At 68.9% G+C, this 21,992-nt stretch carries 18 protein-coding genes; 6 read left to right on the forward strand and 12 right to left on the reverse strand.

All coding sequences use genetic code 11. The features are described 5' to 3' along the window. Nucleotides 1-27: 27 nt before the first annotated feature. The 6 genes from QH948_RS01225 to QH948_RS01250 form a co-directional block, all read right to left on the reverse strand. Nucleotides 28-492, reverse strand: coding sequence for a type IV pilin protein (locus QH948_RS01225; RefSeq protein WP_281145168.1), 465 nt, complete (start codon nucleotides 490-492; stop codon nucleotides 28-30). Between the two features lie 127 nt (nucleotides 493-619). Then, nucleotides 620-1,858, reverse strand: a complete 1,239-nt coding sequence (locus tag QH948_RS01230) for a type II secretion system F family protein (RefSeq protein WP_281145169.1) — start codon at nucleotides 1,856-1,858, stop codon at nucleotides 620-622. Next, on the reverse strand, nucleotides 1,855-3,594 hold the full coding sequence (locus tag QH948_RS01235; RefSeq protein WP_281145170.1) for a type IV pilus twitching motility protein PilT: 1,740 nt from the start codon (nucleotides 3,592-3,594) through the stop codon (nucleotides 1,855-1,857). Before QH948_RS01235 ends, QH948_RS01230 begins: the two co-directional genes overlap by 4 nt. A gap of 54 nt (nucleotides 3,595-3,648) precedes the next feature. After that, on the reverse strand, nucleotides 3,649-5,367 hold the full coding sequence (locus QH948_RS01240; RefSeq protein WP_281145171.1) for a GspE/PulE family protein: 1,719 nt from the start codon (nucleotides 5,365-5,367) through the stop codon (nucleotides 3,649-3,651). Between the two features lie 257 nt (nucleotides 5,368-5,624). Then, a complete protein-coding gene (locus QH948_RS01245; RefSeq protein WP_438874105.1) occupies nucleotides 5,625-6,401 on the reverse strand; it encodes an amino acid ABC transporter ATP-binding protein in 777 nt (258 codons plus the stop codon). Beyond that, entirely contained in the window at nucleotides 6,398-8,584 is a 2,187-nt protein-coding gene (locus tag QH948_RS01250; RefSeq protein WP_281145172.1) for an amino acid ABC transporter substrate-binding protein/permease, read from the reverse strand. Before QH948_RS01250 ends, QH948_RS01245 begins: the two co-directional genes overlap by 4 nt. Nucleotides 8,585-8,712: 128 nt before the next feature. Here QH948_RS01250 and QH948_RS01255 point away from each other — a divergent pair, with 128 nt between their 5' ends. The 6 genes from QH948_RS01255 to QH948_RS01280 all read left to right on the forward strand — a co-directional run bounded on the left by QH948_RS01255 (nucleotide 8,713) and on the right by QH948_RS01280 (nucleotide 15,268). Next, nucleotides 8,713-9,927, forward strand: a complete 1,215-nt coding sequence (locus tag QH948_RS01255) for an AGE family epimerase/isomerase (protein ID WP_281145173.1) — start codon at nucleotides 8,713-8,715, stop codon at nucleotides 9,925-9,927. Next, entirely contained in the window at nucleotides 9,928-10,902 is a 975-nt protein-coding gene (locus QH948_RS01260; RefSeq protein ID WP_281145174.1) for an acetylxylan esterase, read from the forward strand. It abuts the gene before it with no gap. Beyond that, nucleotides 10,899-11,237 (forward strand): NifB/NifX family molybdenum-iron cluster-binding protein, encoded by a 339-nt coding sequence (locus QH948_RS01265; protein WP_219081790.1) that lies wholly within the window; start codon nucleotides 10,899-10,901, stop codon nucleotides 11,235-11,237. The genes QH948_RS01260 and QH948_RS01265 overlap by 4 nt, the downstream gene beginning before the upstream one ends. Nucleotides 11,238-11,257: 20 nt before the next feature. Further along, nucleotides 11,258-12,241 (forward strand): acyltransferase family protein, encoded by a 984-nt coding sequence (locus tag QH948_RS01270; protein ID WP_281145175.1) that lies wholly within the window; start codon nucleotides 11,258-11,260, stop codon nucleotides 12,239-12,241. Nucleotides 12,242-13,017: 776 nt separating this feature from the next. Then, on the forward strand, nucleotides 13,018-13,437 hold the full coding sequence (locus QH948_RS01275; protein ID WP_281145176.1) for a hypothetical protein: 420 nt from the start codon (nucleotides 13,018-13,020) through the stop codon (nucleotides 13,435-13,437). A gap of 583 nt (nucleotides 13,438-14,020) precedes the next feature. Continuing rightward, nucleotides 14,021-15,268, forward strand: a complete 1,248-nt coding sequence (locus QH948_RS01280) for an alpha/beta fold hydrolase (RefSeq protein WP_281145177.1) — start codon at nucleotides 14,021-14,023, stop codon at nucleotides 15,266-15,268. Nucleotides 15,269-15,427: 159 nt separating this feature from the next. Here the strand turns inward: QH948_RS01280 and QH948_RS01285 are convergent, their stop codons facing one another. The 6 genes from QH948_RS01285 to QH948_RS01310 form a co-directional block, all read right to left on the reverse strand. Continuing rightward, on the reverse strand, nucleotides 15,428-16,783 hold the full coding sequence (locus tag QH948_RS01285) for an MFS transporter (protein WP_281145178.1): 1,356 nt from the start codon (nucleotides 16,781-16,783) through the stop codon (nucleotides 15,428-15,430). Between the two features lie 159 nt (nucleotides 16,784-16,942). Continuing rightward, the gene (locus QH948_RS01290) at nucleotides 16,943-17,749 is read right to left on the reverse strand and encodes an ABC transporter ATP-binding protein (RefSeq protein WP_281145179.1); all 807 of its coding nucleotides are present in this window, start codon (nucleotides 17,747-17,749) and stop codon (nucleotides 16,943-16,945) included. Then, the gene (locus QH948_RS01295; RefSeq protein ID WP_281145180.1) at nucleotides 17,746-18,546 is read right to left on the reverse strand and encodes an ABC transporter ATP-binding protein; all 801 of its coding nucleotides are present in this window, start codon (nucleotides 18,544-18,546) and stop codon (nucleotides 17,746-17,748) included. The genes QH948_RS01290 and QH948_RS01295 overlap by 4 nt, the downstream gene beginning before the upstream one ends. Continuing rightward, entirely contained in the window at nucleotides 18,543-19,403 is an 861-nt protein-coding gene (locus tag QH948_RS01300; protein ID WP_281145181.1) for an ABC transporter permease, read from the reverse strand. Before QH948_RS01300 ends, QH948_RS01295 begins: the two co-directional genes overlap by 4 nt. Beyond that, nucleotides 19,400-20,365 carry an ABC transporter permease gene (locus tag QH948_RS01305; protein WP_281145182.1) on the reverse strand — a complete coding sequence of 322 codons (966 nt, stop codon included), beginning with the start codon at nucleotides 20,363-20,365 and terminating at the stop codon, nucleotides 19,400-19,402. Before QH948_RS01305 ends, QH948_RS01300 begins: the two co-directional genes overlap by 4 nt. A gap of 38 nt (nucleotides 20,366-20,403) precedes the next feature. Continuing rightward, nucleotides 20,404-21,915, reverse strand: a complete 1,512-nt coding sequence (locus QH948_RS01310) for an ABC transporter substrate-binding protein (RefSeq protein ID WP_281145183.1) — start codon at nucleotides 21,913-21,915, stop codon at nucleotides 20,404-20,406. Nucleotides 21,916-21,992: the final 77 nt, after the last annotated feature.

The following is a 21,992-nucleotide window of genomic DNA, read 5'->3' on the forward strand; positions in this document are numbered from 1 at the left end:
GGCACGACGTGGATCAGGGGGTCCGGATCACGGGGCGGGGGTCTTGGCGGCCCAGTCGCCGAGCCCGGTGGTGGAGTCGTAGGTGTACTCCTCATCCGTGACGTTGGCGTTCGAGCCGACGATCTCGTAGGTCTGAGCATCGTCGTCGACGTCGACGCTGAGCGTGTTGTCGGGCGAAACGACAACGTCGGCGAGCTCGGCGGAGCCATTCTTGATCTTGCCAGGTGCGTCCGGGGACGTACTCTCGGCGTAGGTGAGGCCCTTGACCGTGCCGTTGTTGGCGGAGGTGGCAGTCTCCAGTGCGAGGACGGCGTTCTTGACGTCCGACTCGACCGACGACTTCCAGGCGCCCTCGCGCATGTTCAGGAAGATCGGGATGGCGACGGCAGCGAGGATGCCGATGATGATGACGACGACCAGGAGTTCGATCAGGGTGAAGCCCTTTTCGCCCTCCTCCTTCTTCGCCAGTGCGTTAGAAACGAAGTTCAGCACGTGAGTTCCCTTTCGCGGGATGTGGGGGGTTTGTCGGCCTCGGGGGATGTGGCCGATGACCGAGACCTTATAGGTGGTTCTCGGAAGATTTCAACTGCGTTCGGAAAAGTTCTGTAACGATATGGTTTCAGAGGTTCTGGATGGACTGGAAGATCATGAACATGGGCAGGTAGAGGGCGACGATCATGAAGCCGAGCAGGGCGCCCATGAAGACGAGCATCAGCGGCTCCAACAGGGCTGTGAGCTGGGATGACATCGTCTCGACCTCGTCGTCGTAGAAGTCGGCGGTCTTCTCGAGCATGGCGTCGATGGACCCCGATTCCTCGCCGATCCCGACCATTTGCACGAGCATTTCGGGAAAGATCTCGGCCTCGGCCAGGGACGCGCCGATGGAGTGCCCCTGTCTGACGTTCTCCTGGACGATATCCAGGGATGAGGAAACCACGTAATTGCCGCTCGTGGCGCCAACGATCGACAGCGACTGCATCAAGGGGACGCCCGAGGCCAGCATGGTCGCGAAGTTTCGCGTGAACCTCGTCAGCGCGATCTTCCTATTCAGTTTTCCGAAGACGGGAACCTTCAGTTTCACGGGGTCGAGTACCTTGCGCACGGCGTCGGTGTTCTTGTTGCGCGCCCACCAGATGGAGAAGATGATGCCGACCACCAGAGCGACAGGCACCACCACCGGCATGGCGTGCGACAGGTCGACGAGCAGTTGCGTCGGCGCCGGCAGCGAGCTGCCCAGGTCAGCGAACATCGCCTCGAAGACCGGGACGATGAAGATCAGCATGGCCGCGACGCCCACCAGCGCGATGATCAGCACCACGATCGGGTAGGTGAGCGCAGCCTTGACCTTGCTGCGGAGCCTGGTCTCGGCCTCGAAGTTGTCGGCGACCATGATGAGCGACTTGTCCAGGAAGCCGCCGGTCTCGCCTGCGCGCACCAGATGCACCATGATCGGCGGGATCACGAGCGGGAAGTCCTCCAGCGCATCCGAGAGCGCGACGCCGCTCTCCACCTTGGCCGAGACCTCCGTGAGCGTCGTGCGCAGCCGGGTGTTGTCCACCTGATCCTTGACGATCGTGAGCGCCCGCAGGATGGAGACGCCGGCCGAGACCATGGTGGAGAGCTGCCGGGTCAGCAGGGCGAGGTCCTTGAGGGAGGGCCCGCGCTCCAGCGCCGGGATGGTGATCTCCTTCTGCAGGCCGGTGCCGGCGCCCTTCTGGGTCAACACGTCGGGGATGACGCCGCGGCCCTTGAGCTGCTGGATGGCCTGTGCCTCCGAGGACGCGTCGAGCACGCCCTTGACCTTGTTCCCATCCCGGTCCAGACCCTTGTAGGTCCACTTCTCCATGGTGACGGTCATGAGGCGCCCATTCCCCCGGCCACCTGGCGCGTTCCCTCGATCAGCATCGGGTCGACGTCACGGCCGAGGCCGCGGTTGCGGACAAGCTGCTCGAACTCGGCCGTCTCCTGCGCCAGATCGAGGGCCTGGGCGTGCGTGATGTCGCCGGACAGCACCAGCCGGGCCAGGTCCTGATCGAGCGTGTGCATGCCCTGCGCGCTGCCGGCCTGCAGGGCGGTGCGCATCTGGTGGGTCTTGCCCGCGCGGATGAGGCTCGCGATGGCGGGGTTGGTGAACATGACCTCGGTTGCGACGGTGCGGCCCTTGCCACCCGCACGGCGGATCAGGGTCTGCACGACGATCGCGCGCACCGTGGCCGCGAGCTGTGTGCGGACCTGCGCCTGCTGGTGCGACGGATACACGTCGATGATGCGGTCGATGGTCTGTGCCACGTCCTGCGTGTGCAGCGTTGCGAAGACGAGGTGGCCGGTCTCGGCGGCGGTCAGCGCCGTCGAAATGGTCTCCAGGTCGCGAAGCTCGCCGACGAGGATGATGTCGGGGTCCTGGCGCAGCGCGTGCTTCAGCGCATGGGAGAAGTCGTGCGTGTCGGCCCCGACCTCGCGCTGGTTGATGATGCCGCGCTTGTGGTGGTGCAGGAACTCGACCGGGTCCTCGACCGTGACGATGTGCGACGCGCGGCTCGCGTTGGCCTTGTCGATGATGGCCGCGAGCGTCGTGGACTTGCCCGAGCCGGTGGGGCCGCAGACGAGCACGAGCCCGCGGGGCAGGTGCGCGAGGTCGACCAGCTCCGACGGCAGGCCGAGCTGGGCCACCGACTTGATCTCGGTGGGGATGATGCGCAGGGCCGCGCCGAGGCCGCGCTGGTCCTGGAAGATGTTCACGCGGAAGCGGGCGACGTCGCCGACGGAGAAGGCGAGGTCGAGCTCGAGGTCCTTCTCGAAGGCCTGCAGCATCTCGGCCGGGACGAAGCTCTCGATCACGCGGCGGATCCGCTCGCGCGACCAGCTCGTGGTCCCCGCGACCGACTTCAGCTCGCCGTCGATGCGGATGACGGGTGTCGACTCGGCGCACAGGTGCAGGTCCGAGGCCCCCTCGGTGAGAACCGCGCGGATCGAGGTGACGAACTCGGCGTCGACATCCGCGATCTGGCGACGCAGGATCGGGTCGACCTCTCCCGCGCGGGCCGCCAGCCCGCTGACGGGCTCCTTCACCGGCGCAAGGTACGCGGGCAGACGCATCGCCTCGTCGGCGTCGTCGGCGGGTAGTGACCTGGCGGCGCGCGGCGCCGGGGCCGCGGGGGGAGGCCACTCGACAGCTGCGACCCCGGCCGGGGCCGACCAGGACGAGGGGGCTGGAGCGGCTGGCGGCGCCGTGTCCTGGAGGGCCGGGGCCGCCCAGTCCGAGGTCGGCTTCGGGGACGGCGACGTGCCGGTCGACGACACCGACCACTCGGTGTTCGCCCTCGGCGCGGACCAGCTCGAGGTCGCCCAGTCGGACGCGGAGGATGCGGACCGGCCGGGTGTCGAGGATGCGGACCGGTCGGGCGCCGCCCACGGGGAGTCGCCGGCGCCGTCCGGCTCCGAAGGCGACGACCGGCGCGCGGCGGTGGGAGGCAGGGTCACACCGGGGACGCCGTCGAGGTAGGACCTCAGGTCAGGATCGACATCCTTGCCGGCGAACAGTTCGTCGAACCGCGTCGGCGCCGCGGGGGGGAAGTACCCGTCTTCTGGGGTCACAGTGTCCTTCTTTCTGCGTCTCCCCCAAGACGATGTTGATCATTTCCCCGACGCTCACAGCGTCACTCGCAGGATCTCTTCGATGGACGTTTGGCCGAGCAGCACCTTCGCCCAGCCATCCATCCGGAGCCTCGTCATGCCGGCCCGCTCGGCATGCTCGGCGATCTCCGCGGCGGGCGCGTTCTGCGACGCCAGCCGTTCGATCTCTTCGTCGACCGCCATCACCTCGTGCAGCGCGATGCGGCCCCGGTAGCCCGTCTCGGAGCACTCCGGGCAGCCGATCGGCCGGTAGACCGTCGGCAGCGGGTCCGTCAGCGGCGCTCCGACGATGCGCAGCTCCTCCGCGGTGGCCGTCGACGCCTTCCTGCACCTGGCGCACAGCCGCCGGGCGAGGCGCTGGGCGATGACGGAATCGAGTGCCGAGCCGACCAGGAACGGCTCGACCCCCATCTCGATCAGTCGGGTCACCGAGCTCGGCGCGTCGTTGGTGTGCAGCGTGGACAGGACGAGGTGGCCCGTCAGCGACGACTCGATGGCGATCTTCGCCGTTTCCTCGTCGCGGATCTCGCCCAGCAGGATGATGTCCGGGTCGGAGCGGAGGATCGAGCGCAGCGCCGCGGCGAACGTCATGCCGGCCTTCGGGTTCACCTGGACCTGGTTGATCCCTGGCATCCGGTACTCGACGGGATCCTCGACCGTGATCACGTTGACCGTGGGCTTCGAGATCGCGGCCAGCGTCGTGTACAGCGTGGTCGACTTGCCGGAGCCCGTCGGGCCGGTGACGAGGATCATGCCGTATGGCTTGGAGAAGCTCGAGGAGTAGACCTCCATGTTGCGGTCCAGCATCGCCAGATCGCTCAGCTGAAGGCTGGCAACGGGCGAGTCGAGGACACGGGCGACGACCTTCTCGCCCCACACGGTCGGCAGCGAGGCGACGCGCAGGTCGATCGTGCGGCCGCTGTGGTTGACGGAGATGCGGCCGTCCTGCGGCCTGCGACGCTCGCCGATGTCGAGGTCCGCCATGACCTTCAAGCGGCTGATGACGCCGGGGATCATGGAGCGGGGGACGGACTGTACCGTCTTGAGCACGCCGTCGATGCGGTAGCGCACGCGCAGCTCGTCGCGCATCGGCTCGATGTGGATGTCGGAGGCGCGGTCGGTGATCGCCTGCCCGATGATCAGGTTCACCAGCCGGATGATCGGGGCCTCGTCGACGCCCTCGTCGACGTCCTGGCTCCACTGGTCCGTCTCCGCGTCGGCCCCGGCGAACGCGGAGGCCAGTTCCTCGACCTCGGAGTCGACGCGGTGGTAGCGGTCGATGGCCGCCATGATCGCATCCGGCTCGGCGACGACCGGCGCGACGGGCTCGCGGAGGACGGCCGCGACGTCGTCGAGGACGATGACGTTCTCGGGATCGGCCATCGCGACCATGATGCGGTCACCGGCGCGCGCGATCGGCAGGGCGATGTGGCGTCGCGCCATCGCGTCGGGAACGAGGGAGACGACCGATGCGTCGACGGCGAACTCGGTGAGGTCGACGAAGGCCAGCCCGAGGCGGGCGGCCAGCGCGACGGCCCGCTCGCGCGGATTCTCCGGCTCGGGAGCGCGCTTGGGGGAGAAGTAGGCGCCCAGCCACTCCATCGAGTCGCGGCCCTCGACGTGGCCGTCGCGGCGCGGGGAGCCGGGGTCAGCCTCCGGCCTGGCTTGCGAAGCTGCTGCGGCGGGTCCCCTGCCAGGATCGACCGGCGGAACGCTGTCTTGCGTCTGATGCACGCGCGTTCCTTCCTGGGACGCCGACGGCAGAGGCGGACCGCTGACGAGGGACGTGGGCGAGAAACTGCCCGGAGCCCCCTCAGGCCGCGTTCACCGAAGTGGGACGGTTGTGAGAGCTTCGTGGAACGTGCTCTCGGTGGAAATCTTGGAGCACCCGAGAAGCGCCTGTCAACCGTTTTATTTCGCTCTTAGCGAAATCCGACGCGACGGGCCCGAGATGACCTCATGCCGAGGTAGTGCTTCTCGGGTTCGCCGCCTCAGAGCACCTTGGACAGGAAGTCCTGTGTTCGCGGCTCCTGGGGATTCGCCAAGATCTCCCGCGGGTCGCCCTCCTCCACGATCACGCCGTCGGCCATGAACATCAGGCGGTGTCCGACCTCGCGGGCGAAGCCCATTTCGTGCGTTACCACCACCATGGTCATTCCCTCCTTGGCCAGCTGCTGCATGACGTCGAGCACCTCGCCGACCATCTCGGGGTCGAGCGCGGAGGTGGGCTCGTCGAACAGCATGATGTCGGGCTGCATCGCCAGCGCGCGGGCGATGGCCACGCGCTGCTTCTGGCCGCCTGACAGCTGGGCTGGGCGGGAGTCGGCCTTCTCGGACAGCTTGACCCGTTCGAGCAGGTCCCGGCCCAGCTTCTCGGCCTCGGCCGGCGACTGCTTCTTCAGCATGATCGGGGCCAGCGTGATGTTCTCCAGCGCGGTCTTGTGCGGGAACAGGTTGAAGTGCTGGAAGACCATGCCGATCTTCTGGCGCACGACGTTGATGTCGGTGCCCTTGGCCGTCAGGTCGGCACCCTCGACGACGACTCGGCCGGAGGTGACCTCCTCCAGCAGGTTGAGGCAGCGCAGGAACGTCGACTTGCCCGACCCGGACGGGCCGATGATCGCGACGACCTCGCCCTTGCGGATCGTGGTGTCGATGCCCTTGAGGACCTCGTTGGATCCGAACGACTTGTGCAGGTCCTCCACCTCGACGATGACGTCGCCGGTCGGCGCGGCGGCCGGGGTGGTCTGCTCCGCTGTGGTGCTCACTTGTTGATCCTCCTGTCGAGCGCGTTGCTCAGTTTCGTCAACGCGAAGATGACGACGAAGTAGATGGCGCCGATGATCAGCCACATCTCGAAGCTGCGGAAGGTCCGCGCGATGATCTGCTGGCCCTGGTAGGTCAGCTCGGCCAGGCCGAGCACGGCCAGGAGCGAAGTGTCCTTCAGGGTGATGACGAACTGGTTGATTGCCGACGGGGTCATGATCTTCAGCGCCTGCGGCACGATGATCTTGCGCATCGACTGCATCCAGTTCAGGCCGAGCGAGCGCGACGCCTCCATCTGGCCCGTGTCGACGTTCTGGATGCCGCCGCGCACGATCTCGGTCATGTAGGCGCCTGCGTTGAGCGACAGCGTCAGCACGCCAGCCACGAACACGTCGATCTTCAGCCCCGTCGCGGCGGGCAGGCCGAAGTAGAAGAAGAACGCCTGCACCAGCAGAGGCGTGCCGCGGAAGACGTCGACGTAGATGCTGCCGAGCAGCTTCAGGATCCAGACCCCGCTCACCTTGAAGAAGCCGAAGATGACGCCGAGCACGGTGGCGAAGAGCAGCGACAGCGCGGTCGCAGCCAGGGTCATGCCAAGACCCCGCATCAGGGCGGGCCAGCTCTGCGCCAGCAGCCCCCAGAAGGACAGTGACGTCGAGCCGTCCCCGGTGTCGCCGGTGGCGAGGTACTTGTCCATGATCTGCTGGTAGGTGCCGTCCTCCTTCATGGACTGCAGCCCGACGTTGAACGCCTTGAGGAGGTCCTCGTTCTGGTCTTTCAGGACGGCGAAGCCGTAGCTGGAGCCCTGTTCCTTGGGCGTGACGATCTTCAGCCCGTTGCCCTGCGAGATGCCGTAGGCGAGCACGGGGTAGTCGTCGAACACGGCCGCGGCGTTGCCGGTCTGGACCTCGGAGTACATGGTGTCGGCCTTGTCGAGAGCCTTGACGGTGAAGCCATACTCGTCGGCGATCGACTGTGCGAAAGCGAGCCCCTCCGCTCCGGTCTTCGCGACGACCGTCTTGCCCTCGAGGTCCGCGTATCCGGTGATGGAGTCGTCGTCGGCCGCGACCGCCATCTGCACGCCCGAGTCGAAGTACGGGTCGGAGAAGTCGAAGATCTTCTTGCGCTCGTCCGTGATGGACATGCCGGCGATGACGCCGTCGGCCTGGCCCGCCTGGACCGCCTGGAGGGCGGCGTCGAAGCCCAGCGCCTTCACCTCGACGTCGAAGCCCTGGCGCTCGGCGACCTCCTTCATGAGGTCGACGTCGATGCCGGTCATGTTGCCGGAGGCGTCGCGGAACTCGAACGGGGCGAAGGTGGTGTCGGTGGCGATGACGAATGCCTCGCCCTTGACGCCTTCGACCTGCTGGCTGCTGTCCTCGGGGGCGTTGTCGCCGAGGTACTGCACAAGGATGTCGTGGTAGGTGCCGTCGGCGCGGAGCTCGGCGAGCCCGGAGTTGAAGGCCTCGAGCAGGTCCGCGTTCTCGCCCTTGAGGACGGCGAAGCCGTAGTTGGAGCCCTGTTCCTTGGGCGTGACGATCTTCAGCCCGTTGCCCTGCGAGATGCCGTAGGCGAGCACGGGGTAGTCGTCGAAGACGGCCGCCGCGTTGCCGGTGGTCACCTCGGAGTACATGGTGTCGGCCTTGTCGAGGGCCTTGACGGTGAAGCCGTACTGGTCCGCGATGGACTCCGCGAACGTCAGGCCCTCCGCGCCGGTCTTCGCGACGACGGTCTGGCCCTTGAGGTCGGCATAGCTCGTGATGTCAGAGCCGTCCTTGACGGCCATCTGCACGCCGGAGCTGAAGTACGGGTCGGAGAAGTCGAAGATCTTCTTGCGCTCGTCCGTGATGGACATGCCGGCGATGACGCCGTCGGCCTGCCGCGACTGCACCGCCTGGAGGGCAGCGTCGAAGCCGACGGCCTTGATATCGACCGTGAACCCCTTCATCTCGGCGATCTTGTTGATGAGGTCGATGTCGATGCCGGTCATGTTGCCGGACTCGTCGCGGTACTCGAACGGGGCGAACGTGGTGTCGGTGGCGATCACGAACGTCTTGCCCTTGACTGCGTCGTCGTCGGCGCGCGCGGCCAGTGGAGCGACCAGCGTGGTCACCAGCACCGAGAAGAGCAGCGCCAGCAGCGCAAGGGGTCGGACGGCGGAGCCGCGGATCAGCGGTCGTCGCATGGGGTCACCTCCAGAGCCGGACCGGTCGGCCCGATGCCCTGAACCGTAGTACCTCAGTGAGTCGAACCGCTTGTCCGGGTCAAGGCGTGATCCGCTAGCGTCGGTTCCGACGGCAAAGGAGTCCCCCCATGCAGATCATCGAACGAGACACGCACCGGAGCTGGCTGGACGGGCACTTCCTCAGCCTGCTTGAGTTCGGCCGCCGTACCCCGGTCGACGGTGGGGGAGCGGCCTGGCTGGACGACGAAGGTAGCCCCGTGGCGGCGGAGGGTGTGCAGTGCTGGATCACCTGCCGGACCGTCCACACCTACAGCCTCGGCGCACTGCAGGGCATCCCCGGTGCGCGTGTCATCGCGCAGCGGGCGCTCGACGGGCTGACCGGGCCGCTGTATGACGACGTCAACGGAGGGTGGTTCGCCCAGGTCGGCGGTACGCTGCCGCCCGGCGCCCGCGACAAGGCCGCCTACGCGCACGCGTTCGTGGTGCTGGCGGCGAGCTCCGGCGTGCTCGCCGAGCTCGACGGGGCAGGCGATCTCCTGGCCGAGGCGCTGCGCACCGTCGAGGAGAGATTCTGGGACGAGGAGGCCGGGCTGGTCGTCGACACGTTCAACGACGACTTCACCGTGCTCGACCCCTACCGCGGCATCAACGCCAACATGCACACCGTCGAGGCGTTCCTCGCCGCCGCAGATGTGACGGGGGAACGGATCTGGCTCGACCGCGCCGCCCGCATCGGGGCCTTCGCCGCTCGGGCCGCAAAGGCCAACGGGTGGCGGCTGCCCGAGCACTTCGACGAGCGGTGGAACCCGCTGCTCGAGTTCAACGCCGACGTCCCGGGCGACAAGTTCAAGCCGTACGGCGCCACCGTCGGGCACGGCATCGAGTGGGCTCGGCTGCTGCTGAACCTGGAGGCCGCCGGGGCGACGGGGACCGACTGGGCCGAGGCCGCCGTCGCGCTCTTCGACCGCGCCGTCGAGGACGGGTGGGATGCCGAGCGCGGTGGCTTCGCCTACACGACCGACTGGACGGGGACCCCGGTCGTCGCGGACCGCATGCACTGGGTCGTCGCGGAGGCGATCGGTGCGGCCGCGTCGCTGTGGAAGCGCACGGGCGACGCCCGATACGCGCAGCTCTATGCCACCTGGTGGGACTACGCCGACGCCTACGTGCTCGACCATGAGCACGGCTCGTGGCACCACCAGCTCGACCCCGAGAACCGGCCGACCGACACCGTCTGGCCGGGCAAGGCCGACCTGTACCACGCTGCGCAGTGCACGCTCATCCCGCGCCTGCCGCTCGCGCCCACCATGGCCAGCGCCATCGCGCGCGGAACGGAGCTCTGAATGCCCGCGATCGACCTGCCGCTGGCCCAGCTGGAGACGTACCGGTCCGCAGCCGTCGCGCCCGACGACTTCGATGAGCGCTGGGCGGCCACGCTGGCCGAGGCGCGCTCGGTGCCGATGGTGCCGGTGGTGACGCCCGTCACCACCGGGCTCAAGCTCGTCGACGTGTTCGACGTCACGTTCCCCGGCTTCGGCGGCGATCCCGTCCGGGCGTGGCTCGTCGTGCCGGCGGGCACGGCCACGCGGCTGCCCGTCGTCGTCACCTACCAGGGCTATGGCGGCGGCCGCGGGCTGCCGATCGAGCACCTGACCTCGGCGAACGCCGGCTACGCACAGCTGTTCATGGACACGCGGGGGCAGGGGTCGTCGTGGGGGAGCGGCGGCCACACGGACGACCCGCACGGCGCCGGCCCGTCGGTGCCCGGATTCCTGCTGCGTGGCATCGAGAGCTTCGAGACGTACTACTACCGTCGCCTGATCGTCGACGCGGTGCGCGCCGTCGACGCGGCAAAGGAGCTGCCGCAGGTGGACCCGGAGCGGGTGGTCGTCGCGGGCATCAGCCAGGGCGGCGGGCTCGCGATCGCCGCGGCGGCGCTCGCCGACGGGGTCGTCGCGGCGATGCCCGACGTGCCGTTCCTGTGCGACTTCGCCCGCGCCGTCGACGTGTCGACGACGACGCCGTACACCGAGGTCGCCCGGTACCTGTCCGTGCACCGCGACCGCGTCGCGACGGTGTTCGAGACCCTGAACTACGTCGACGGGGTCCACTTCGCCGCCCGGGCGACCGCGCCGGCGCTGTTCTCCGTCGCGCTGCTCGACCAGACCTGTCCGCCGTCGACGGTGTTCGGCGCGTACCACGCGTGGGCCGGGGAGGCGTCGATCGAGGTCTACCCGTTCAACGACCACGAGGGTGGTCAGGAACACCAGGTGGCGGTCCAGCTCACCTGGCTTCAGAAGAGGATGGAGACGCTGTGATCATCGCAACCCCCGTCGACGCCGAAGGGCGCGCGGCCGGATCCTGGGGACGCGCCCACTTCGTCGCGATCGCGGACGTCGTCGACGGCGCCGTCGCGGCCTGGGCGGTGCACGAGGTCGCGTGGGACGAGTCGCACGACAGCGGCACCCACGGATCGCACCACGCCCGCGTCGTGACTTTCCTGCGCGAGCAGGGGGTGCAGGCGGTCGTCGTCGACCACGTCGGCGACGGCATGCAGCGAATGCTCGGCACGATGGGGATCCCGATCCTGCCGGCCACGCCGGGCGACGCGCAGGCCTCCGTGTTGGCCGCCGTCGCATGGGCGCAGACCTAGTCAGCGGGTAGATTCAGCAGGTGGCCGCGCAGAGACTCGTCTGGATCGACCGGATCCGGGCGCTGGGAATCATCATGGTGGTGACCTACCACACGGAGATCGCCCTGGTCTCGCGCGGCATCGACCTGATCCCGGGCATGTGGACGTGGAACGCCGCCACGTCGGCGATGCGGATGCAGATCATCATCTTCGTGTCCGGGTTCCTGCTGGAGCGCACGCTGCGGAAGTCGTGGGGCGTGTTCCTAGACAACAAGCTGCGCACCATCGCGTGGCCGTGGTTCGTGTGGACGTCGATCCTGGCGATCTTCCTCGTGATCGGCAGCTGGGGCTTCGGCGGGCACACGTTCGGCTGGCAGCAGGTCCTCGACACCTACCTCAGCCAGTACACCTACACCTGGTATCTGGCCTACCTGTTCGCGTTCTTCGTCATCGCGCGGCTGCTGACCCCGGCGATCCGCGCGTGGTCGATCCCCGTCCTGCTCGTGTTTGCCCAGTGGGTCGGCGATTACGACGGCTGGCACACCCGCTTCCCATACATGCTGGCGCTGTTCTTCCTCGGCGAGCTCGTCGCCCGGCACCCGCGGTGGTGGGACGTGCTGCAGCGCTCGTGGGTCGTGGCGCTGTTCGTGCTTGTCACCGTCGCGTCGCTGGTCGCGGGGCCGCTGGGGTTCAAGACGTGGTACACGATCTGGTCCGTGCCGGGGACCGTGACGTTCGTCGCGCTACTGGTGCTGCTGTCGGACCGGATCACGCGACCGATCGGCTGGCTGGAGACCATCGGCCGCGAGGCGATCGTCTTCTATGCGTCGCACCTGCCGTTCCTGAAGACCGCGTCGTACCTGGCGGTGATCCTGGGCCTCGGCCGCTGGCCCGCGACGATCCTGATCCTGGCCGCGGCCCTGGGCATCCCCGCGCTGCTGGTGAAGCTGCGGTCCCGCTACCGCGCCGTCGGCTGGCTGTACGAGTGGGGCCCGAAGTCGCCGGCGAAGCCTGCGGTTCCCTGAGCTTGTCGAAGGGCGCCGAGCGGAGCGAGGCGTGATCAGGTTGGACCCTTCGCTTCGCTCAGGGCGTTTCGACAGGCTCAACGGCCCGGTTCCCTGAGCTGAGCCCGGTTCCCTGAGCTCAGCCCGGTTCCCTGAGCTCAGCCCGGTTCCCTGAGCTCAGCCCGGTTCCCTGAGCTTGTCGAAGGGCGCCGAGCGGAGCGAGGCGGTGGTCAAGAGGCGGTGGTCAAGGGGTCCCCTTCGCTTCGCTCAGGGCGTTTCGACAAGCTCAACGACCCGGTTCCCTGAGCTCAACCCGGTTCCTTGAGGTCAACCCGGTTCCCTGAGCTCAACCCGGTTCCCTGAGCTCAACCCGGTTCCCTGAGCACTTCGGCAAGCTCAGCACAGGCCCTGTCGAAGGGCGCCGAGCGGAGCGAGGCGGTGGTCAAGAGCCGGTGGTCAAGGGGTCCCCTTCGCTTCGCTCAGGGCGTTTCGACAGGCTCAACGACCCGGTTCCCTGAGCTCAATCCGGTTCCCTGAGCTCAGCCCGGTTCCCTGAGCTCAACCCGGTTCCCTGAGCTTGTCGAAGGGCGCCGAGCGGAGCGAGGCGGTGGTCAAGAGGCGGTGGTCAAGAGCCGGTGGTCAAGGGGTCCCCTTCGCTTCGCTCAGGGCGTTTCGACAGGCTCAACGACCCGGTTCCCTGAGCTCAGGGCGTTTCGACAGGCTCGACGACCCGGCCCTGGCGCCTACGACTAAGGGTGGCGTCTGGTGGTCGGGGTGCCGCTGGGTAGGCTGCTGGCATGAGCGACGAGCACCTGACGCAGCGGCAGCGCGACGCGAAGAAGCGTGCGGAGCTCACGGCCAACGCGGCCCGCGCCGAGGCCGCCCGCGCTCAGACGTTCATCGACGAGTTCGTCGCCACCGCCACGGAGCAAGGCCCCGCGCCGCACCCGCTGAAGGCGACGACGATGGACGGCGTGGTTGTGAAGACCGACAAGGTCGGCTGGTACCTGCGGACCAACAAGTCGCTGGCCATCGACACCGACGGCAACTACTACTCGCTCGTCGTACCGGCCGGCTTCATGGCCCGGTTCCGGGGCGTGCAGCTGGTCCCGACGCTTGCCACGATGCAGATCGGCAAGGGCGGACGCGACGGCGAGACCGGCGACCTGCGCGAGTTCCTCGCCTGGGTCCTCGACGGCACCATTCCCCAGGACTGAGCCTCCCGGCTCATCGCACACCTCGCCTCCGACGGGCTCTGGGTCTACGACATGATCACGGGGACTCCCCTGCCCCCCGACGTACGCGCGTATCTCAGCAGGCGGATCGCGGAGCTCATCGAAACATCGGGGGACCCCGCCTGAGGGTCGCAGTCGCGGCCTTCGCGCCCGACTGGGGTCGGGTCCACCTGCGTCGCGCAGCTCTCCGGCTCCACCGCGTAGCGCGCGGCTCCGGCTCCGCCGCGTTGCACACCGCGCCGGATCCCCGACGAAAAATGGGCAGTGCCCGCTTCTCCCCGGTCCGGTGCCGATTTGCGCACACTGCTTCGCGGGGGGTGGCGTGTCCCCGGTGGTCTGGTTCTCCTTGGGCGCCGGATCGCCGACGAATAACGGGCAGTGCCCGCTTCTCCCCGGTCCGCCGGCGAGAATCGTCCGCTGCCCATCGACGGTGACGCCTGCGTCCGGCGGCGTCCGGACCCGACGGCGACCACAGGATTGGCGCCTCGGAAGCGGCGACGGTGCGGGCGCGGCCAGGGAGGCGGCCGGCGGCCGCAGTGTCGTCGCCGGGGATAGGCTCGGCCACATGACCCACACCACGCGCCGGATGCAGGACCTGATCGTCGACGAGCACCACTTCAGCGCCCCGCTGGTGTGGAGGGACGAGGCGGACGCGCGCACGATCGACGTGTACGCGTCGGTCGTCAGCCGCGAGGGTGGGGAGGAGCTGCCGTTCCTGCTGTACCTGCAGGGCGGCCCGGGTCACGAGGCCCCGCGCCCGCTGCGCAACCCCACCGGCCCGGGCTGGCTGGACGCCGCGCTGAAGGAGCACCGCGTGGTGTTCCTCGACCAGCGCGGCACGGGCCGCTCGACTCCGGTGGGGGACCGCGACCTGGCCAGCCCCACCGACGTCGTCGTCGAGCACCTCACACATCTGCGGGCCGACTCCATCATCCGCGACGCCGAGGCGCTGCGCGAGCGGCTGGGCGTGGAGAAGTGGTCGGTGCTCGGGCAGTCGTTCGGCGGGTTCTGCACGCTGACCTACCTCAGCACCGCGGCGGCCAGCCTGGACAAGGTGTACTTCACCGGCGGGCTGAGCGCCATCGGGAAGACGCCCGACGAGGTGTACGGCGTCACCTACGACAAGATGCGGTGGGCCAACGCCAACTACTACCGACGGTTCCCGGAGCACCGCGCGGTCGTCGAGCGGCTGGTCGGCCTGGCCGACCGCGGCGAGCTGGTGCTGCCCGACGGTGAGGTGGTCTCGGTGTCGAGGATCCGGTCGCTGGGCTCGCTGCTCGGCGGCGACAACGGCTGGCAGACTCTGCACGCCCTGCTCGAACTGGACCCCGGCACCAACGCCTTCGCCCACGACCTGGCGGCCGCGCTGCCGTTCGGCGGCCGGAACCCGCTCTACTACGTGCTGCACGAGTCCTGCTACGCGGACGGCGTCGCGACGCGCTGGGCGGCGGACCGGGCGGAGCCGGAGGACTTCCGCGCCGACCCGACCCTGCTGACCGGCGAGCACGTCCGTCGCGAGTGGGCCGACACGGTCCCGGCGTTCAGGCCGTGGCGCGAGGTGGCCGACCAGCTGGCGGAGGTGACGTGGCCGAAGTTGTACGACGCGGACGCGATCGCCGCGTCGGGCGCCGTCGGTGCGGCGGCGGTCTACTTCAACGACGTGTACGTGCCGGCGGAGCTGTCGCTGGCCACGGCGTCGCTGATGCCGGGCCTGCGCCCCTGGGTGACGAACCAGTTCGAGCACAGCGGCCTGCGCGCCGCCGACGTCCTCCCGCGCCTGATCGACCTCGCACACGGTCGCCTCGTCCGCTGACGATCGGCCGCGTCGCTGCCGGTCCCGTGGGGTGCGATGAGCACGACACACTTGTCGTCGTCGGAAACGGTCGTTTTCGGGCCGATTGTCGCGACGAGAGGGAGGATGTGCTCATCGCGACGGTGCGGTCGGGCTCGTCACCCGCGCCTTCGGGCTACGTCAGGGGGCGGGGTCGGGGCTCGGGACGACGTCGACGTTCACGTCGCCAGCGAGGTAGCTCTCGTTGAGGCGACGGTAGGTGCGCGTGAAGAACACCGCGGCGGTCAGCACGAGGCCGACGAGGCTGAACAGCACGAAGACCAGCGCGATGCCGCGGGCCCGGCCGGTGCCGATCAGCCACGACCACGTCGCGACGCCCTCGGGCGACTGCGCGTAGGGGATCAGCCAGAACTCGGCGACGGGGCCGATGATGAACGCGCTCAGCGGGGCGGCGGAGACCTCGACCGCCTGCGCGAAGCCGAAGACGCGACCCTGCTTCTCGAGCGGGACGACGCGCTGCAGGAGTGTCTGCTCCGAGGCCTCGATGAACGGCATGAGCACCATGTAGAGGAAGACGCCGACGGCGAGGAGCCACACCTGGTCGCGGATGGTGAAGAGCGCCGACACGACCCACATGGCCATGCACGCCCGCAGCAGGGTCCGGAGCGGCAGGCGGCCGAGGCCTGTCCGGGCGATGATCGCGCCACCGACCATGAATCCGATGCTGCACAACCCGAAGAGGATGCCCCAGGCCTCGACGGACAGCAGTTCGAGGCCGTACGGGTCTAGCAGACCCATGAAGACGCCGCCGAGGAAGTTGTTGAACGTCGAGAAGATGATCAGTCCGATGAGCCCCGGCACGACGACGATCGCCCGCCAGGCGGCGCCGAAGTCCACCGCCTTCGGGGTCCCCTCGGCGTGCACGATCGTCGGCTCGGGGATCTGGATGAGCAGCAGGTGGATCAGCGATCCGACGACCGCGACGATCGAGATGAACAGCGTCCAGCCGAGCCCGAGCTGCCCGATCGCCAGGCCGGACAGCATCCCGACGACCAGCATCGTCATTCCCTGCACGGCCCCGACAAGGCCGTTCGCATTGGCTCGCTTCTCGGAGTCGACGAGGATGGTCACGCACGTCGACAGCGCGAGCGCCCGGATCATCGCGACGAGCGCGCCGAGCAGGATCAGGATGCTGAAGATCCAGAACCAGGGTCGGCCCATGTCGGAGAGGTGGTCGGCGGGGACCAGGAGGAAGATCAGTCCGCCGAGCAGGAAGAACGCCGTCGTGGCGATGGCGGAGATCATCATCGCGGTGTGCTTGCGCAGGCGGTCGATCAGCCCGCCGAACGGGACCCCCAGCACGGCCATGCCGAGCATGTACGCGCCACCGAGGAAGGACGTCGCCAGCACGGATCTGGTCTCGAGATATGCCCAGAACGTGATGCCGAACCAGATGAACGCGGTCCCGAGCGACGCGGCGGCCGAGTTGATCAGCACGTGCGTGAAGGCGCGGGAGCGCTCCTGTGAGGTCGGCATCCGGGAACGCTAGCACGGGCCGGTCCGGCCCTTCACTGTCGTCTGACCGCGTCGATGAGCACATCCTCCTGCTCGTCGCGGAAGGCAACGTTCACATCGCGATTTCGCGCGACGACAAGTGTGTCGTGCTCATCGCGGCCGGGGGAGGGGGCGGGGCGGTCAGGCAGTGGTCGGGAGGGTGGCGATGGCGGAGATCAGCTGCACGGTGTAGGGGTGCGCCGGGGAGTGGAGGACCTGCATGGTAGGTCCCTGCTCGACGACCTCGCCGTCCTTCAGCACGACGGTGTCGTCGCACAGCGCCGCTACGACGCTGACGTCGTGCGACACCATCACCACCGACAGGCCGCGGCCGCGGCGGAGCCGGTCCAGCAGCGCGATGACGTCGATCCGGGTGGTCACGTCGAGAGCACTGACGGGCTCGTCGGCGATGAGGATCGCCGGGTCGGTTACCAGCGCCCGGGCGATTGCGATCCGCTGCCGCTGCCCGCCCGAGAACTCATGTGGGTAGCGAGTCAGGGTGTCCGCGTCGAGGCCGACGTCGGCCAGCGCGTCGCGGACCTTCTGCTTCGCCGCGGCGCCCGAGGCGATCCCGAGCGACGCGAGCGGCTCGCCGACGATCCGGTCCACGCGCATGCGCGGGTCCAGCGACGCGTACGGGTCCTGGAAGACCGGCTGTACCGCGCGGCGCAGCGCCCGGATGCGCGCCGCGCCGCGGAGTTCCTCGCCGTCGAACAGCACGCGCCCCGACGAGGGCCGCAGCAGCCCCAGCAGCAGGTTGAGCGTCGTCGACTTGCCGGAACCCGACTCGCCGACGATCCCCAGGCTGCCGCGCACGGCGAACGTCGCGTCGCGCAGCGCCGGGGCAGTGGCGCCGCGGTACGTGAACGTGACGCGGTCCAGCGCAAGGCGGGGAGCGGGTGCCCCCTGGTCGGGCGTCGGAGAGACCCCGGTGGGCTCGTCGGTCATGGCAGTTCTCCCGTCGCGAGGGCCTGCTCCAGCGCCCGCGCGCTGGCGACCAGCGACGCGGTGTACGGATGCTGCGGGCGGTTCACCAGGTCGACGATCGGACCCTCCTCGACGACGTGGCCGTGCTGCATCACCAGCGCGCGGTCGACGATGCCGGCGACGACGGCGAGGTCGTGGCTGACGAAGATCAGCCCCATCCCGCGCTCGTCGCACAGCCGACGGATCAGGTCGAGGATCTCGGCCTGGACGGTGACGTCGAGGGCGGTGGTGGGCTCGTCGGCCAGCAGGAAGCGAGGCTGGCACGCGAGCGCCATCGCGATGGCGACCCTCTGCCGCTGGCCGCCGGAGATCTCGTGCGGGAACGACCGGACCGTCCGGCGGTCGTCGGGCAGAGACACCTCGCGCAGCGCGGCGCGGACGGCCTCGTCGAGCTCGGCGCCGCGGAGCCCCCGGTGGCGGGCGAGCGGTTCGGCGATCAGGTCGCCGACGCGGGTGAGCGGGTCGAGGGCCGTCGCCGGCTCCTGGAACACGATCGCCGCCTGGGCCCCGCGCAGCGCGCGCAGCTCCGCGGGGCGGGCGCCGACGACCTGCGTGCCGGAGATCTCCACCGACCCGCCGGCCACCAGCCCGCGGGGCAGCAGGCCGAGCAGGGAGAAGATGGTCACGGACTTGCCGGAGCCGGATTCGCCGATGATGCCGAGGCGCTCGCCGGGCGCAAGGGTGAACGACAGGCCCTCGACGAGCGGGCGCCCGGACGTGGCCAGCGAGATGGTGAGGTCGGCTACGTCGATGCTCATGCGCGGGTCCTTCTCGTCGGGTCGAAGCGCTCGCGCAGCCCGTCGGCCAGGAAGTTGGCGCCCAGCACGATCGCGACGATCATGACGCCCGGCGCGATAGCCGCCCACGGCGCGTTGAGCACGGTGGCCTGCGCGCCCTGCAGCAGCCGGCCGAGCGACGAGTTGGGCGGCGGGACGCCCAGACCCAGGTAGCTCAGGCTCGCCTCGGCGAGGACGGCGGTGCCGAAGATCAGGGCCGCGGTGACGACCAGCGTCGGCCACATGTTCGGCAGCAGGTGCAGCCGGATGATCCCGAACCAGCCCGTGCCCGATGTGCGGGCCGCGGTGACGAACTGCTGCTGCAGCAGGCGCTTGGCGAGGATGCGGGTGAGCCGGGCGACGACGGCGGAGGCCGCCAGGCCGATCGACCACACCGCCGACGTGAGGCTCGCGCCCTGCGTGGCGCCGATCAGCATGGCCAGCAGCAGCGTCGGGAAGGCGATCACGACGTCGAGCAGCGACGATGCGACGTCGTCGATCCAGCCTCCGAGGAAGGCCGCCGCCGTGCCGAGCACCAGGCCGACGACCATGGCGATGACCGCACTCGACAGCCCGACGGTGAGGGCGATGCGGGTGCCGACCATGACGTAGCTGAAGGTGTCGCGGCCAAGTTTGTCCGTGCCGAGCCAGTGCTGGGCGCTGGGCGACTCGAGCCGCGAGCCGGAAGTGTCGGACAGCTCATACGGCAGCCAGACCAGCGAGACGAGCGCGACCGCGGCGACGAAGGCGAGCAGCACCACGCCGATCGTCAGCGACGCGGGCCACCGTCGACGGTGCGGCCGCACCTCGACGATCGTGCCCGTCACCGACGCGCTCATGCGTGGGCCCCCGAGAGGCTGGAGCGGAGCCGCGGGTCGACGACGCGCTGCACGATGTCGGCGGCGAAGCCGATCACCAGCACCAGGAACGTCGTCACGAGCAGGACCCCCTGGATGGACGGGTAGTCGTGGGTCTCGATGGCCTTGGTCAGCATCGACCCTAGTCCGGGCAGCGTGAACACCGACTCGACGACGACGGTGCCGAGCAGCGTCGAGGCCAGTTCGATGCCGAGGATCGAGATGACGGGCACCGACGCGTTGCGCACGCCGTGCCGTCGGAACGCCTCGCCCGGCGTCGCGCCCAGGGCCTGGGCGTTGCGCAGGTAGTCGCTGTCGAGGACGTCGAGCACCGCGGAGCGCACGTACCGCACCAGCGACGCCGTCATCACGATCACGATGGTGCAGATGGGCAGCAGCAGGGACCGCAGCGCGTCGAGGGGGTCGGCCCAGTCCTCGCGAGGGAAGCCGCCCGAGGGCAGGAGCCGCAGACCCAGAGCGAAGATCCACACCAGCAGGATGCCGATCCAGAACACCGGCACCGCGATGCCGACCTGCGCCACGGCCGCGACCGCCACGCCCAGCCGGGTGTGGGAGCGGACCGCCGCGTAGTAGCCGAGCGCCGAGGCCAGCGCCACCGAGATGACGAAGGAGATGAGGGTCAGCGGGATCGTCACGCCCAGCCGGGAGGTGATCTCGGGCAGCACCGCCGTGCCGGAGGTGAACGACGTGCCCAGGTCGAGACGGGCCACGTCGCCGACCCAGTTGAGCAGCTGCGTGCCGATGGGCTGGTCGGAGCCGACCTGCGCCCGGGCGGCCGCGATCTGCTCGTCGGTCGCGTCGAGAGACAGCAGCGCGTTGGCCGGGTCGCCGGGCAGGACGCGCAGCAGCAGGAAGATCAGCAGCATCGCGGCGGCGAAGCTGAGCAGGAGAAAGGCGGTGCGCCGCACCAGGTAACTAGCCACGGGTGGGCGCACCGCCTTTCGTCATCGGGTTCAGGATGTCAGGCCTTCTCGATGTTGTACACGTAGAACTGCGAGTTCAGGCCGTTGACGGGGAAGCCCGTGACGTCGGAGGAGGCGACGACGATCTGCGGGTAGAGGTACAGCCAGTTGCTGGCGGCCTCGGTCGCGATGATCTCGTTGGCCTTCTTCAGGTCCTCGGTCTGCTCGTCGGTGGTCTCAGCCTGCTCAGCGGAGGCGACGAGCTCCTGGACCTCGGCGTTGTCGTAGCCCCAGTAGAAGTCGGGGTTGGCGTACCAGACGACGTCGCGGTCGTTGACGTGCTCCTGCAGCGTCGCCTCGAAGTCCAGGTTCTGGTAGACGTCGGTGTACCACTCGTCGGCGGTGATGACCTTGATGTCGACGGTGATGCCGACCTTCGCCAGCTCGGACTGCAGGAACTCGGCGACCGCGGGGTGCGGGTCGTAGTTCGGGGTCGAGAGGGTAAAGGAGAACCCGTCGGCCAGGCCGGCCTCGGAGAGCAGCTGCTTGGACAGCTCGGGGTCGTACGGGTTCAGCGAGGTGAGGTCCTCGTACCAGGGGTCGGTGGGGGGAACCATCGAGCCGATCAGGGTGCCGCGGCCGTCCCAGATGGCGTCGAGGAGCTTCTCGCGGTCGACGGCGGAGTAGATGGCGCGGCGGACGCGGGAGTCGTCGAACGGGGCGACGCGGTCGTTGAAGGCCAGCAGCTCCTTGGTGGTGGAGGTGCCCTCGGAGATCGTGAAGTCCTCGTTGTTCTCGAACTGGGTCAGCGAGTCGGGGCTCTGGATGCTGGTGATCAGGTCGATCTCGCCGGTCAGCAGCGCGTTGGACTCGGCGCTCGCGTCGGTGAAGTAGTGGAAGGTCACGCGGCCGTTCTTGGCCGGGTCGCCCCAGTAGTCGTCGTTGCGGACGAGGCTGAGCGTGCTGCCGCGCTGCCACTCATCGAACGAGTAGGGGCCGGTGCCGTCGGCGTCGGTCTTGGCGTCGGCGAGGTCAGGGTTCACGATCCACACGTAGGCCATCAGGTAAGGGAACGAGATGGAGCGCTGCGAGAGGGTGAAGGTGACGGTGGAGTCGTCGGTGGCCTCGACGTCGGAGACGACGGCGTAGCTGGACTTGCGCGCCGCCTGGGAGTCGTCGGCCGTGACGCGCTCGAAGCTGGAGACGACATCGTCGGCCGTCAGCTCCTTGCCGGAGTGGAACTTCACACCGTCGCGGAGGGTGAAGGTGTAGGTGAGGCCGTCGTCGCTGACCGAGTAGTCCTCGGCGAGGAGCGGGGTGACGGAGCCGTCGTCGTCGAGCTTCATCAGCGACTCGTAGACGTTGCCGCTGAACGCCTCGGTGACGCCCTGGCCGCCGGCGTCGACGTTGCTCAGGTTGCTCGGCTCGTACAGCGACCCGACCTCGATCGAGGCGGCCGTGTCGGCGGACGCGGCGGTCGTCGCGTCGCCGGTTCCTCCGCCGGCGCAGCCCGTCAGCAACAGGCCAGCGGCCAGTATTCCTGCGAGCGATGGGGCGAGGCGGAGTCTCATGTCACGTCCTTTGGTCGGGGCTGGCGCCGGGTGGCGTCAACGCCTGACAACCACCGGAGCGCCAGATTGATTCCCGT

The sequence above is a fragment of the Tessaracoccus lacteus genome, from assembly GCF_029917005.1.
GTDB classification, from domain to species: domain Bacteria; phylum Actinomycetota; class Actinomycetes; order Propionibacteriales; family Propionibacteriaceae; genus Arachnia; species Arachnia lactea.